This is a genomic window from Mesorhizobium sp. WSM4906 (assembly GCF_029674625.1).
Taxonomy (GTDB): Bacteria; Pseudomonadota; Alphaproteobacteria; order Rhizobiales; family Rhizobiaceae; genus Mesorhizobium.
Genome location: NZ_CP121355.1, coordinates 6,294,058 through 6,307,095 on the forward strand (window position 1 = coordinate 6,294,058; position 13,038 = coordinate 6,307,095).

Sequence of the window (13,038 nt, forward strand, 5' to 3'; positions counted from 1 at the left end):
CTTCGCTCGGCCACCTTCCCCCACAAGGGGGGAAGGGAAGGTCGGCGCCCTACTTCCCACGTGCCCGCTCCTCGGCCTGCGCCACCAGGATCTTCTTCACCTCGGCGACCAGCTCGCCCTCCGCCACAGTCACCTGGGCGGGCCGCGCCGCGCGCCATTCGGCGTTGTCGGTGATCTCGGCCGACAGGCGCGCGCCTTCGATGAGGTCCTTGATCTGCACCTCGCCCTTGGCGCGCTCGTCGCCGCCCTGGATGACGGCGATCGGGCTGCCGCGGCGGTCGGCATATTTCAACTGCGCCTTCATGCCGGCGCCGCCGAGATACATTTCGGAGCGGATACCGGCGGCGCGCAGGTCTGCGACCATCTTCTGGTAACGGCCGAGGCTTTCAACGTCCTTGTCCATGACCAGCACGACTACCGGGGCGACGACATCGGAGGTGTCGAGCTTGCCGAGGTTCTTCAGCGCCGTCATCAGCCGGGAGACGCCGATCGAGAAACCGGTCGCCGGCACCGGCTCGCCGCGGAAGCGCGAGACCAGCCCGTCATAGCGGCCGCCGCCGCCGACCGAGCCGAAGCGCACGATTTGGCCGTCCTCATTGGGGATCTCGGCCAGGAGCTCGGCCTCGAAGACGGGGCCGGTGTAGTATTCGAGACCGCGCACGACGGAGGGGTCGATGCGGATGCGATTGCTTCCGTATCCAGCAGCACGCACCATGTCATTGATTGCGGCGAGTTCGTTTATTCCATCCAGAGCCAGTGGCTCGTGGGAGAAGGCCAAGCGCAACTCGTCGATGGCAAACGCATTGCTCAGAATCGAAGTCTTTCCGTTTGTGTCGATCGTTCGCCTATCGTCGGCAATGACGCCTTCGGAACCCATATCGTAGTCCCAGAAACCGCCAGGACTTCCGAATACCTCTATCATCCGGCGGATCTGATGATCGGTTAGTCCTGCGCCCTTGGTAAAGTCGCCGCTCTCGTCCAATCGTCCTTTTCCAAGAAGAGCGCCAACACCGTCCGTCCCAACTTTGTCCAACTTGTCGATGGCGCGCAGCACCGTCAGCCGGCGACCCGCATTCTGGTCGCCGCCCAGGCCGATCGCCTCAAGCACACCATCTAGCACCTTGCGGTTGTTGACGCGGATGATGTAGTCGCCGCGCTTGATGCCCAATGCCTCCATGACGTCGGCCATCATCATCGCCATCTCGGCATCCGCCGCCACGCCCGGCGTGCCGATGGTGTCGGCGTCGAACTGCATGAATTGGCGGAAGCGGCCGGGACCGGGCTTTTCGTTGCGGAACACCCAGCCGGAGCGGTAGCTGCGATAGGGTTTCGGCAGGCGGTCGTAATTCTCGGCGACGAAGCGCGCCGTCGGCGCGGTGAGATCATAGCGCAGCGACAGCCACTGGTCGTCGTCGTCCTGGAAGGAGAAGACGCCTTCGTTTGGCCGGTCCTGGTCGGGCAGGAATTTGCCCAGCGCATCGGTGTATTCGATCATCGGCTGGTCGACCGGCTCGAAACCGTAAAGCTCATAGACCGAGCGGATGGTCGCCATCATCTTCTCGACGGCGCGGATGTCTTCGGCGCCGCGGTCGGCAAAACCGCGCGGCAGCCGCGCTTTCGTCTTTTCCGGTTTGTCGGCCATGGATGGGTCTTTTCGCTAAGTAAACGCTGACTTATCTGGAGCGGGCGTGTCCTAACCCATGCCAAGTGGTGCGGCAAGCGTTTGCAGACCCACTGGAATAGTTCGATAGTTTGCAGGCGCCGCGCCGCCCCTCATCCGCCTGCCGGCACCTTCTCCCCGTATAGTGACGGGGAGAAGGAGGAGCTTCGGCGCCGGCGCGACAGCTCCAGCGTTGGTGATTGGCGAAAACCGCGGCGGCAGCGTCCTTCTCCCCGTCACTATACGGGGAGAAGTGCCCGGCAGGGCGATGAGGGGCGGCGCCGACTAACAAAGAAATAAACTTCAATATCCCACCCTTACAGGGTTGAGGGCCTTTAAGAACTTCGAAACAATCAGCGCAAAAACGAAACAATTCCGCCATCGGCGCGGCATGCTGCCGACACAATCGAAGACGATAAAACGCGCCGAAACAAGGGGTTCGGGGCCATGACCACGGCTGAACACATCATCGCGGGCGACGCGCCCACCACCAGGCTGAGGCCGGCTGCAGGCACGCCCAAGCCGGCGCAGCAGCCGGCCGGGCCGTTCGAGGTCGCGGCGGAAGCGCAAAAGCCGACGGTGCGCGACGCGCTGGTGACCGGACTGCTGGTGATCTACCCAGCCTTCGCAGCGGTCGCGGCCATCATTGCCGGCCTGTTCTTGGCGGGCGCGAGCGGCGTTTGAGCTTTCCCCACCCTCCCCCTTGTGGGCAGGGCTATCGCATATGAGTGAAGAGGCGGAGGAGGTCTTGATCGGCCCATCGTGCCTTGAGTCGTTTGTGGCTGAGAGGAATGTTTTCGGGATCGGCTCTGAGAACATTGAGCGTGAGGCGGCGCAGTATGGCGTGGTTGGCGGCCGAGTTGTTCTTGCGACCCCTGAGTTGATCTTCGCCGAGCAGGACGTCGAGTTGCCAGTGCAGGTCATTCTCGATGCTCCAGTGGCGGCGTACTGTGGCGAGCAGTTCGCGTGCCGGCATTTTGCGCGACAGTGCATAGCAGCGGACCTTGTGTGTGGTCTTGCCCTTGACGGTGCGCCAGCTTTCGACACGGCCGATGGCGCAAAGGTCGACGAGGGCATTCTTGCCCGGCGTCTGTGCGAAGGGAATGACGAAAGCGCGCCGTACCTCGTGACGACCATGCGCCTCCTCTTCGGTCTGATGGAACTTGGTTGCTTTGCTGGCCGCCGCCTTGTCGAGTGCGGCGTTGGCTTCGGTGGCCAGTTTCGACTGGTTGCCCTTGATGGCGATGACGTAGTGGCCGCCGCCCTCGCGCACGGTCTTGGTCATGCGCCGATGGCAGTGCAAGGCATCGGCGGTGACGGTCAACCCCTTGAGCGACAACAGTTCGAGCGCCGCGATCGCGGCCTGCACCTCGCCGCCCTCCTGGGCCACGGTCTGGGCCAGGCTCATGAAGGTGTCGCAGCCAAAGGCGGTCACCACCAGCGGCGGCATATGCGAGCGACCCTTGGCGTAGGCGCGTCTGAGGCTCTTGCCGTCGATGGCGACCTGGCCTGTCGGCGCATCGATGCGCGCTTGCGCGCCGAACGCGGCCATGAAGCGCATGAAGGCCTCGTTGAGGGCGACAGGATCGAGAGCCGCCAGCACCCGGCTGAAGGTGTCGTGGCTGGGCGCGCCGCGTTCGAGCGGGATGAACTGCCGCAACAGATCGAGCCGGTTCTTGGCAAACAACTCCATTTCCGTGCAGTGCGTCGCCCCGCAAAGCACCGCTGCGAGCGCGACGAACAAAATCTCGGGCAACGGGTGCTGCGCGGTCAAGTCCCGCGGATCCGGGACCTCGCCGAATACATCCAGAAACACCATCGCGACCTCCGATCATCCAGAGGGCTCTCAGAATCGATTTCCACATACCGCACAAGAGTCCTTTTCTACTCATGTGCGATTCCCCTGCCCTTGTGGGGAGGGTCGACGCGCAGCGTTGGGGTGGGGTTCGCTAAGACGTCCTTTTACCCCCACCCGCGCCTTCGGCGCGACCTCCCCACAAGAGGGAGGTAGAGGTGACGCTACTTCGGCCTTTTAAACCGCTTCCTTTCCTTCTCCACCTCTGCCCGGCACACACAGCCTTCGAGATGGTCGTTGACCAGCCCCATCGCCTGCATGAAGGCGTAGACCGTGGTCGGGCCGACGAAGCTCCAGCCGCGCTTCTTCAACTCCTTCGAGATCCTGACCGAAACCGCCGTCGTCGGATTGGCGCGCAGATGCGCGAGGTCGATGACCGACGGCCGCTCGTCGGGGCCTGGCTCGAACTTCCAGAACCAGGCGGCCAGCGAGCCGGCCTCGTCGGCAAGCTCGCGGGCGCGCTTGGCGTTGTTGATGGTCGAGACGATCTTGCCGCGATGGCGGATGATGCCGGCATTGCCGAGCAGGCGTTCGACGTCCTGGTCGGTGAAGCGCGCCACCTTGTCGAAGTCGAAATTGGCGAAAGCCTCGCGGAAATTCTCGCGTTTGCGCAGGATGGTGAGCCATGACAGACCTGATTGGAAGCCTTCCAGGCAGATCTTCTCGAACAGGCGGCGATCGTCCGCCACCGGCCGGCCCCACTCATGATCGTGATAGTGCAGGTAATCCGGCAGATTGCCATGCCAGAAGCAGCGCGCGATACCGTCGGGGCCGTCGAGCAGGCCGGCATTTTCTTGTCCCATCGCCACAAATCCGTTCGTTAATGCGCACAAGCGCCCATTTTACCGTGGCTTTACCAGATTCCTGAACCGGCTGGTAACCACACCAAAAAGTTTACTGACAAGTCGGCATTTTACGCATTCCGATTCATGTTTTGCTTGCCGCTCCGCGCCAAGGATCGCCACGCCGAGGGCCTCCCCGCCTTCGGACGAGTTCGACGATCAAGGTGCGTTCCGATGAAGACAGCGTTCACTTTCGTGCTCGGCGCAGCCGCGGTGCTTGCCGCCGGCGCGACGACCTCTTTCGCCAATGACCGTTATGCCGACAGGCCTCCAGTGATGGTGAGCCCCGATCTTTCGGCACCCTGGGTGCTGCAGCTCGGCCATGCGCCGGGCATCGTGCGTCCGACCCGGCAGGCGACGCAACAGCCGCTGCGGCGGCTTTTCCAGGCGCAGCCCGACCGGCAGCGCACCGCGGCCGTGCAGCAGCCGGCCAAGCGCATGGTGATGCGGCCACAGATCAACCCGATCTACCTGCCGCAGGAAGTGGCCTATGACGGCCCGCAGAAACCCGGCACCATCGTCATCGATACCAAGCAGAACTTTCTCTTCCTGATCGAAAAGGACGGCAAGGCGCGGCGTTATGGCGTCGGCACCGGCAAGCCCGGTTTCGAATGGTCGGGCACGCACAAGATCACCGACAAGAGGGTGTGGCCGGACTGGCGCCCGCCGGCGGCGATGATCGCCCGCGAGGCGGCGAAGGGCCGCTACCTGCCGACCTATCTCGCGGGCGGCATCGAGAATCCGCTTGGCGCGCGTGCGCTCTATCTCGGCACCACGGAATACCGCATCCACGGCACCAACCAGCCCTGGACGATCGGCGGCGCGGTGTCGTCGGGCTGCATCCGCATGCGCAACGAGGACGTCGTCGACCTCTACGAGCGCGTGAATGTCGGGACGACCGTCGAGGTGATATAGTGACTGCGAATCAGCCGGTTAGCAGGGCCGTGTATTTTTGGCGGATGCTGTTGCCCTCAGGCCATAGCGCACTTTTGGGGAACGTGCTTAGACTGGCAGCGAGTTAACGGGGGACGGGCCGTGTGGGGATACGGCCAGTCACGAAAGGGCAGCACGGGAAACCGCGCTGCCCTTTTTGTTCCGCACCGGGTCGCCCCGGAAGCAGCACGTTTCGCTTTCGGGGCTGATTTCCCGGCGGTCCTCTGCTATTGCAGCGCACAAATCTTGGTTTCACGCAGTTCCGGACGGAAAACGGCCTTTCCTGGAATTGCTCCAGAGGGCAGAGGTGCCAGCCATGACCCGGTCCGACGACAGCCGCTATTTGAGAGGCGGTCCGGTCGCCCAGCGCATCATCGCTTCCGTGCGCGATGACGCGGCAATCGCCGCCGCGGAAGGTTTTCCGCCGAAGCTTGTCTCGATCACCGTCGGCGACATTGCCGCGGTCGATGTCTATGTGCGCAACCAGCGCGCCAAGGCCGAGCTTGCCGGCATCGGCTTCGAGGAAAGGCGTTTTGCCGCCGACACCACGGCGGGCGAGCTGGAAGCCGCCATCCACGGCCTCAACGCGGATCCGCGCGTCACCGGCATCATCATCCAGCGGCCCGTGCCCGCGCATATCCCGATCAAGACGCTGCAGGCGGCGGTGCATCCGCTGAAGGACGTCGAGGGCATGCATCCGGCCTCGATCGGCAACATCGTCTACAACCAGCTCGATCTGGCGCCCTGCACGGCGGCCGCCTCGGTCGAGCTGCTGAAGGAGACCGGCCTCGATCTCAAAGGCCTCGAGGTGGTCGTCGTCGGCCATTCCGAGATCGTCGGCAAGCCGATCGCCTTCCTTTTGATGAGCGAGGGCGCGACGGTGACGGTCTGCCATCACATGACGCGTTCGGTGGCGGCACATGCGCGGCGCGCGGACGCACTGTTCGTCGCCGTCGGCAGGCCGCGGCTGATCAAGGCCGAGATGGTGAAGCCAGGAGCCTGCGTCATCGACATCGGCATCAATTCGGAAATCGGCCCGGACGGCGAAAGCCGCATCGTCGGCGACGTCGACACGGAGAGCGTCAAGGAGGTCGCCTCCTGGATCACGCCGGTGCCGGGCGGCGTCGGCCCGCTCACGGTCGCGATCCTGCTGCGCAACACCATGGTGGCGCTCAACCGCCAGCGGGCGCTCTACCGCGCGACCTATGGCGTGGCGGACCAACTCGCGGCGGAGTAGGCGAGGTACGCCGAGGCCAATCGCTTCAGCTAAAGGCCGTTTCCAGCTTTTTTGCTGACGCCAATTGTCGAAGCTGGCGCCGCCCCTCATCGCCCTGCCGGGCACTTCTCCCCGTATAGTGACGGGGAGAAGGGGCTGGCCGCAACGGCAGCGACCCCCTTGCAACGCTGGTGATTGGCGAAATCGGCGATGACAGCGCCCCTCTCCCCGTCACTATATACGGGGAGAGGATGCCGGCAGGCAGGTGAGGGGCAGCGCCGGCAGTCCGAAGAATCATCTGGCCAAGTCGAATCCTCGAGGAACTGCATCACTCTGCCGCGACTAGCTTTCCCTCCGAAAGACCTTCAGGCTTCGGGCCGCCATAGGCCCAGTCGAGCAGTTTTATCGTATGCACCACGGGCAGCCTGGCCGCGGACGCGATCTGGGTGATGCAGCCGATGTTGCCGGTGGCGACAACTGAAGCGCCCGTCGCCTCGATATTCTGGACCTTGCGGTCGCGAAGCTTCGCCGAAATCTCGGACTGCAGGATGTTGTAGGTGCCGGCCGAGCCGCAGCAGAGATGCCCTTCGCGCGGCTCGCGCACGATAAAGCCCGCCTTGGCCAGCAGTTCCTTCGGCTGGCGGGTGATCTTCTGGCCATGCTGCATCGAGCAGGCCGAATGATAGGCGACGATCGTGCCCGGTTTGCGCACAGGTTCGGGCAGGTCGAGAGCGGCGAGATACTCGGTGATGTCCTTGGCGAGCGCCGAGACGCGCGCGGCCTTTTCCGCATAGGCCGGATCGAGGCGCAGCATGAAGCCGTAATCCTTGATCGTGATGCCGCAGCCGGACGCCGTGATGATGATGGCGTCGAGCCCGCCCTGCTCGACGGCGCGCGTCCAGACGTCGACGTTCTGCCTGGCCGAGGCAAGCGCCTGATCCTCGCGGCCCATGTGATGGACGAGCGCGCCGCAGCAGCCCTCGCTTTCCGGCACCACGACCTCGACGCCGAGCCTTGTCAGCAGCGAGATCGTCGCCTCGTTGATGGCAGGATCGAGCACCGACTGCGCGCAGCCGGTGAGGATGGCGACGCGGCCGCGCTTCGCACCTTGACGGGCATGCACGCCGGGCGAAGCCATCGGCGATGCCGGCGGGATAGACGACGGCGCGAGTTTCAGCATTGCCGCGACCGGCTTCAGTGCCGGCAGTGTTTCGAACAGGCCGATGAAAGGCCTGCCGAGCCCGGCCAGTCTCAGCGCGGCGCGGAAGCGGCCCGGATAAGGCAGCACGAAGGCCAACATGGCGCGCGTCAGCCGGTCGAGCAGCGGTCGCTTGTAGGTCTTGTGGATATGGCCTCGGGCGTGATCGACGAGATGCATGTAGTTGACGCCCGAGGGGCACGTCGTCATGCAGGCAAGGCAGGACAGGCAACGGTCGATATGGGTGACGATCTCCTTGTCCGCCGGCCGTCCGTTCTCCAGCATGTCCTTGATGAGATAAATGCGGCCGCGCGGCGAATCGAGCTCGTTGCCCAATGTCACATAGGTCGGACAGGTGGCGGTGCAGAAGCCGCAATGCACGCATTTGCGCAGGATCTTTTCCGATTCCGCGACATGCGGATCGGCAAGCTGTGCGGCTGAGAAATTGGTCTGCACACAAAAATCCTTACTGTCCGAGGAGCCAGCTTTGCGGGTTCCTGACCGGCTCGCCCCGCTGCAGCGCCTGCAGGCCGAGAATGCAGCGGACGATGAACCAGACGGCAACCGCAAACATCAGCAGGAAGCCGATCGCGAGCATCATCAGGACCACGGAGATCAACGCGTAGAGAAGGCCGATCCAGAAAGTCCTGATCAGGAATGTGTAGTGGCTTTCGACGAAGCCGCCCGCTTTGCCGCGGTTGATGTAGGCAAGCACGATGCCGACAATGCCGGTCACGCCGATGACGAGGCTGGCGAGGTAGAGAATGTAGATGACCAGCGCGTTGGTTTGGCCTGGCTCCAGCCAGCGGTCGGTCTGACGCGGGCCTGTGTCCGGGCCTGGATCGGTATTGCTCATGGTGCTGCTTCCTCCGTTGACCGAGGAAGAGTAGCAGAGCCGGCATCCGGCGCCATGCGGCCGGAGTTGAGAATATGCTTCGGATCGAACTCGGCCTTGAGCCTGGCCGACAGTGCCGCCAGATGCGGCGGCTGCGGCTCGAACACCGGCAAAGCGGCGCGATGCGAGGCCGCAGCGCGCACCAGCGTCGCGTGGCCGCCGCCATGTTTGCGGACAAGTCTGCGCAGCAGCTCGGCCTCCGGATCGTCCTCGCGCATCGAGAGCCACACCAGCCCGCCCTGCCAGTCATAGAAGGCATCGACGGCCGCATGCATGCGCAGCGCCATCACCATGTGATGCGCATGCGACGGTGCCATCGAGACGCGCCAGACCGGCCTCGCGCCGCCATCGGCGAAAGGCGCGCAATCGCGGATGTCGCGCCAGATGGTTTTCGAAGCCTCGCCGGCAATTTCCTGCAGCGGACCGGCCTTGCCGAGCAGCGTCCGCAAGGCCTCGGTGCGATAGACGACCGACGGGCCAAAGCCTTCGACGCGCAGCAGCGTCGCGGCATCGCTGCCGAGATGGCCGGCGGCGACGCGCGCCGCGATCCGCTCCGGCAGATGGGCCGCGCTCGAGACTTCGGCGCTGGAGCCCAGCGCCAGCGCCATGGCGGCGACTGCGGCATCGTCGAGCAAACCGCGGATTGCCAGGGTCACCTCGGTCTCGGCAGCAGGCAGGACCTTGAAGGTGACATCGGTCAGCACGGCGAGCGTGCCCCAGCTTCCCGCCATCAGCTTGGAAAGATCGTAGCCGGTGACATTCTTGACGACGCGGCCGCCCGACTTGAAGGCCTCGCCGCGGCCCGAAACCGCCGATATGCCGAGGATATGGTCGCGCGCCGCACCCGCCTTGAGACGCCGCGGGCCGGACAGGTTGGAAGCCAGCACGCCGCCGATGGTGCCGTTCTTGGCTCCTTGGCCCGGCTCGCCGCCGAGCAGCGGGCCGTAGTCCATCGGCTCGAAAGCGAATTGCTGGCCGTTTTCTGCGAGCAGCTTTTCGATTTCGGCGAGCGGCGTGCCGGCCTTGGCCGACAGCACCAGCTCGGCCGGTTCATAGAGGGTGACACCGGTGAGCTTCGACAGGTCGAGCGTGTGTTCGGTCTGCAGCGGACGGCCGATGCCGCGCTTGGAACCGTGGCCGAGGATTTCCAGCGGCGCTTCTTCGGCGGCCGCCCATTGGATGGTGGCGAGGACTTCGGCGGAAGTGGATGGGGCGAAGGTGGTCATGGCGACGTAGCCATCTCGAAAGTGGATACGTCGAGTTCCTTCGCGCCCCCCTCTGTCCTGCCGGACATCTCCCCCACTTGGGGGGAGATCGGCCGTCATCGCGGCTTTCGCCAATTGTCGACGTTGCAGGATTGAGCGGGGCGCCGGAGCCGCTAATCTCCCCCCAAGTGGGGGAGATGTCCGGCAGGACAGAGGGGGGCGCGAAGGAACGCCCATGTGCGAATTTGAGCCCTCATCAAAACCTCGGAATATCCGGGAACGCCACCTGGCCGCGGTGCACATGCATGCGGCCGAGCTCGGCGCAGCGGCGGAGCTGCGGGAAGACCTTGCCGGGGTTGAGCAGATGGTTGGGGTCGAAGGCGCATTTGACCCGCATCTGCTGGTCGAGGTCGATCTGGTTAAACATCTCCGGCATCAGGTCGCGCTTCTCGACGCCGACGCCATGCTCGCCGGTCAAGACGCCGCCGACCTCGACGCAGAGGCGCAGGATGTCGGCGCCGAAACTCTCGGCCTTGTCGAGTTCGCCCGGCACATTGGCGTCGTAGAGGATCAGCGGATGCAGATTGCCGTCGCCGGCGTGGAAGACATTGGCGACGCCGAGCCCGTATTTCTCGGAAAGGTCGCGCATGCCGGCGAGCACCCGCGGCAGTTCCTTGCGCGGGATGGTGCCGTCCATGCAGTAATAGTCGGGCGAGATGCGGCCGACCGCAGGGAAGGCCGCCTTGCGGCCGGCCCAAAAACTCAACCGCTCCTGCTCCGATTGCGAAATGCGGCAGATGGTCGAGCCGTTGCGGTAGGCGATCGCCTCGACGAGACCGATCAGATGATCGACCTCGACGCTCGGTCCGTCGAGCTCGACGATAAGCAGCGCCTCGACATCGAGCGGATAGCCGGCATGGACGAAATCTTCCGCCGCGTGGATCGCCGGCCGGTCCATCATCTCCATGCCGCCTGGGATGATGCCGGCGCCGATGATGTCGGCGACGCACTGGCCGCCCTCTTCGCTGGTCGGAAAGCCGATCAACAGCGCGCGCGCCGTCTCCGGCTTCTTCAGGATGCGCACGGTGACCTCGGTGACGACGCCGAGCAGGCCTTCCGAGCCGGTCATGACGCCGAGCAGGTCATAGCCTTCCTGGTCGAGATGGCTGCCGCCGAGCCGCACCACCTCGCCATTCATCAGCACCATCTCGATGCCCAGCACATTGTTGGCGGTGAGGCCGTATTTCAGGCAATGCACGCCGCCGGAATTCTCCGCGACGTTGCCGCCGATCGAGCAGGCAATCTGGGAGGATGGATCGGGGGCGTAATAAAAGCCCTCCTGCTCGACGGCGGTGGTGATGCCGAGATTGGTAACGCCCGGCTGGGCGACGACGACGCGGTTGGGGTAGTCGATCGCCAGGATGCGGTTGAAGCGACTCATCACGAGAAGCACTGCATCCTCGAGCGGCAGCGCACCGCCGGAGAGCGAGGTGCCGGAGCCGCGCGGCACGACGCGGATGTTACGCTCGTTGCAGTATTTCAGCACGCGCGACACCTGCGCCACCGTCTCCGGCAGCACCACCACCAGCGGCAATTGCCGGTAGGCAGTGAGGCCGTCGCTCTCGAAGGCGCGCATTTCGTTCGCCGTATCGACGACGCCCTCGCCCGGCACGATGATGCGCATGTCGGCGACGATCTCGGCGCGCCGGCGCATCGTCTCGGCATCTGGCTTGGGCATGGCAAGGCCGGACATGGGCAGCCTCATCTGGCTTGACTGGTCAAAATCTTTTACCAGTGAAGCGCGGTCGTTGCAAACCCTGCTTTGGTCGGGATCGGGCGTGGACCATAGGTACGCACTTCCGCAGCGGCAATCTGCCGCTGGCGTTCTCCCCCCTTGAGGGGGAGATGGCCGCGAAGCGGCCAGAGGGGGTCGTCTCACGGAAATCGCCGAGGCCTGTCGTCGAGGAAGGCGCTGGCGCTTCACGCGAGGCGACCCCCTCTGTCGCCTTCGGCGACATCTCCCCCGCAAGGGGGTGTATGGACTGGGGACATCGCGAACAGGTGTGCGAAGACATCGCGAACAGTTTCCCATGCTAGCGCTGGAACTGGTTGAGGTCGATGGTTTGGATCTTCTGGTGTCGGAAGAAGACATCGAAGACGCCGTCGATTTCGGTCGGCCTGAAGGCGACGACCTTGCCGGCGACGGCGTTGCAGATCTTGAAGGCACGCCCGAACAGCGAGGTCGCTCCCTTCTGCTGGATTTTGCGCAGGAGGTCGCCGGCGGCGTAGTCGAAGGGCGCCACGGTCTCGCAGAAGTCGCGGCCGGAGGGCCGGTAGCGGTCGAGCGGCACAGCGCCGGCAAGGCCGTCGTGCGGGCGCTTGGTGTTGTAGAGATGGCGCCAGCTGTCGAAGGCGCTCTGGGCGTGCTGGAGGCTCTCGAAGGGCGGCCCCTGCAGCGCCTCGGCCTTGAGGGAGCGGTGGAAGCGCTCGTCCTTGCCCAGCGTCTGGGGATGGTAGGGCCGGGAATGACTGATGGCCACGCCCACCTCGATCAGCCAGACGCCGAGCACGGTGAGGTTGTTGCGGCCGCCGTCGCCCCAGGGCGGGCCGTTGTCGATGGCGATGCGCCACGGCAGGCCATAGCGCCGGAACGCCGTGATCAGCCGCGCCTTGACGGTCTCGGTCGTCTCGTCGGAGCAGGCCTCCAGGGCCAGCGAGAAGCGCGAATGGTCGTCGAGCACGGTGAGCGGATGCAGCCGTCCCTGGCGCAGTGGCACATGGCCCTTGAAGTCCATCTGCCACAGATCGTTGGGGGCTTCGTGCTCGAAGCGGATGAAGGGCTGAGCGCCGCCGCCCAACGCACCCAGCTCGACGCCGTTGCGCCGCAAGATGCCGCTCACCGTCGAAGGAGCAATGGCGCCGATGCCGTCGCGCTCGAGCACGCCAGCGATCTTGCGCCCACCCCAGGCCGGGCATTCCTTCCGCAGCGACACAACCGCTGCTTCCAGCGACGGCGGGCTGCGCCGCGGGCTCGACTTTGGCCGCCGCGAACGCTCCGCCAGCCCGGCTACGCCTTCCGCACCAAACCGCGCGATCAATTTGTGCCCGCAGGTTCGTCCGATCCCGAAGCGACGGCACAGCGCGCTCACATTCGCCCCTGGCGCCAGCGCCAGTCTTACAAACTCTTCCTTCTGGCTCATCACGCTCCTGGCCTCGAATGGCACCACGAACCTC

At 64.7% G+C, this 13,038-nt stretch carries 11 protein-coding genes; 3 read left to right on the forward strand and 8 right to left on the reverse strand.

Going from position 1 to position 13,038, the window contains the following annotated elements; genetic code table 11:
• Positions 1-49: 49 nt before the first annotated feature.
• Positions 50-1,642 (reverse strand): histidine--tRNA ligase, encoded by a 1,593-nt coding sequence (gene hisS / locus QAZ22_RS30455; protein WP_278204612.1) that lies wholly within the window; start codon positions 1,640-1,642, stop codon positions 50-52.
• Positions 1,643-2,107: 465 nt separating this feature from the next.
• Here hisS and QAZ22_RS30460 point away from each other — a divergent pair, with 465 nt between their 5' ends.
• Positions 2,108-2,344, forward strand: a complete 237-nt coding sequence (locus tag QAZ22_RS30460) for a hypothetical protein (RefSeq protein WP_278204613.1) — start codon at positions 2,108-2,110, stop codon at positions 2,342-2,344.
• Between the two features lie 31 nt (positions 2,345-2,375).
• On the opposite strand, the gene QAZ22_RS30465 is transcribed toward QAZ22_RS30460, so the two are convergent.
• Positions 2,376-3,479: an ISAs1 family transposase gene (locus QAZ22_RS30465; protein ID WP_278204614.1), complete on the reverse strand. Its 1,104-nt coding sequence runs from the start codon at positions 3,477-3,479 to the stop codon at positions 2,376-2,378.
• Positions 3,480-3,679: 200 nt separating this feature from the next.
• The gene (locus QAZ22_RS30470) at positions 3,680-4,318 is read right to left on the reverse strand and encodes a DNA-3-methyladenine glycosylase I (RefSeq protein WP_278204615.1); all 639 of its coding nucleotides are present in this window, start codon (positions 4,316-4,318) and stop codon (positions 3,680-3,682) included.
• 213 nt (positions 4,319-4,531) lie between these two features.
• Between QAZ22_RS30470 and QAZ22_RS30475 the strand changes: the two genes are divergently transcribed.
• Together QAZ22_RS30475 and QAZ22_RS30480 are read left to right on the forward strand one after the other, a co-directional pair.
• On the forward strand, positions 4,532-5,272 hold the full coding sequence (locus tag QAZ22_RS30475) for a L,D-transpeptidase (RefSeq protein ID WP_278204616.1): 741 nt from the start codon (positions 4,532-4,534) through the stop codon (positions 5,270-5,272).
• Positions 5,273-5,606: 334 nt separating this feature from the next.
• On the forward strand, positions 5,607-6,527 hold the full coding sequence (locus tag QAZ22_RS30480) for a bifunctional 5,10-methylenetetrahydrofolate dehydrogenase/5,10-methenyltetrahydrofolate cyclohydrolase (RefSeq protein ID WP_278075311.1): 921 nt from the start codon (positions 5,607-5,609) through the stop codon (positions 6,525-6,527).
• Between the two features lie 307 nt (positions 6,528-6,834).
• Here QAZ22_RS30480 and glcF read toward each other — a convergent pair whose 3' ends face one another.
• The 5 genes from glcF to QAZ22_RS30505 form a co-directional block, all read right to left on the reverse strand.
• Positions 6,835-8,160, reverse strand: a complete 1,326-nt coding sequence (glcF, locus tag QAZ22_RS30485; RefSeq protein WP_278204617.1) for a glycolate oxidase subunit GlcF — start codon at positions 8,158-8,160, stop codon at positions 6,835-6,837.
• Positions 8,161-8,170: 10 nt separating this feature from the next.
• On the reverse strand, positions 8,171-8,560 hold the full coding sequence (locus QAZ22_RS30490; RefSeq protein WP_278204618.1) for a DUF4870 domain-containing protein: 390 nt from the start codon (positions 8,558-8,560) through the stop codon (positions 8,171-8,173).
• Complete coding sequence (gene glcE / locus QAZ22_RS30495; RefSeq protein ID WP_278204619.1) at positions 8,557-9,825, reverse strand: glycolate oxidase subunit GlcE; 1,269 nt, start codon at positions 9,823-9,825, stop codon at positions 8,557-8,559. The genes QAZ22_RS30490 and glcE overlap by 4 nt, the downstream gene beginning before the upstream one ends.
• Positions 9,826-10,060: 235 nt before the next feature.
• Positions 10,061-11,557, reverse strand: a complete 1,497-nt coding sequence (locus tag QAZ22_RS30500; protein ID WP_278204620.1) for an FAD-linked oxidase C-terminal domain-containing protein — start codon at positions 11,555-11,557, stop codon at positions 10,061-10,063.
• Positions 11,558-11,897: 340 nt separating this feature from the next.
• Positions 11,898-13,004: an IS481 family transposase gene (locus tag QAZ22_RS30505; protein WP_278207931.1), complete on the reverse strand. Its 1,107-nt coding sequence runs from the start codon at positions 13,002-13,004 to the stop codon at positions 11,898-11,900.
• Between the last annotated feature and the right edge of the window lie 34 nt (positions 13,005-13,038).

Excerpts from the sequence above, each read along its gene's own strand:
- hisS (WP_278204612.1), bottom strand. The coding sequence starts at position 1,642 with ATGGCCGACAAACCGGAAAAGACGAAAGCGCGGCTGCCGCGCGGTTTT.
- QAZ22_RS30460 (WP_278204613.1), top strand. The coding sequence starts at position 2,108 with ATGACCACGGCTGAACACATCATCGCGGGCGACGCGCCCACCACCAGG.
- QAZ22_RS30465 (WP_278204614.1), bottom strand. The coding sequence starts at position 3,479 with ATGGTGTTTCTGGATGTATTCGGCGAGGTCCCGGATCCGCGGGACTTG.
- QAZ22_RS30470 (WP_278204615.1), bottom strand. The coding sequence starts at position 4,318 with ATGGGACAAGAAAATGCCGGCCTGCTCGACGGCCCCGACGGTATCGCG.
- QAZ22_RS30475 (WP_278204616.1), top strand. The coding sequence starts at position 4,532 with ATGAAGACAGCGTTCACTTTCGTGCTCGGCGCAGCCGCGGTGCTTGCC.
- QAZ22_RS30480 (WP_278075311.1), top strand. The coding sequence starts at position 5,607 with ATGACCCGGTCCGACGACAGCCGCTATTTGAGAGGCGGTCCGGTCGCC.
- QAZ22_RS30490 (WP_278204618.1), bottom strand. The coding sequence starts at position 8,560 with ATGAGCAATACCGATCCAGGCCCGGACACAGGCCCGCGTCAGACCGAC.
- glcE (WP_278204619.1), bottom strand. The coding sequence starts at position 9,825 with ATGACCACCTTCGCCCCATCCACTTCCGCCGAAGTCCTCGCCACCATC.
- QAZ22_RS30500 (WP_278204620.1), bottom strand. The coding sequence starts at position 11,557 with ATGTCCGGCCTTGCCATGCCCAAGCCAGATGCCGAGACGATGCGCCGG.
- QAZ22_RS30505 (WP_278207931.1), bottom strand. The coding sequence starts at position 13,004 with ATGAGCCAGAAGGAAGAGTTTGTAAGACTGGCGCTGGCGCCAGGGGCG.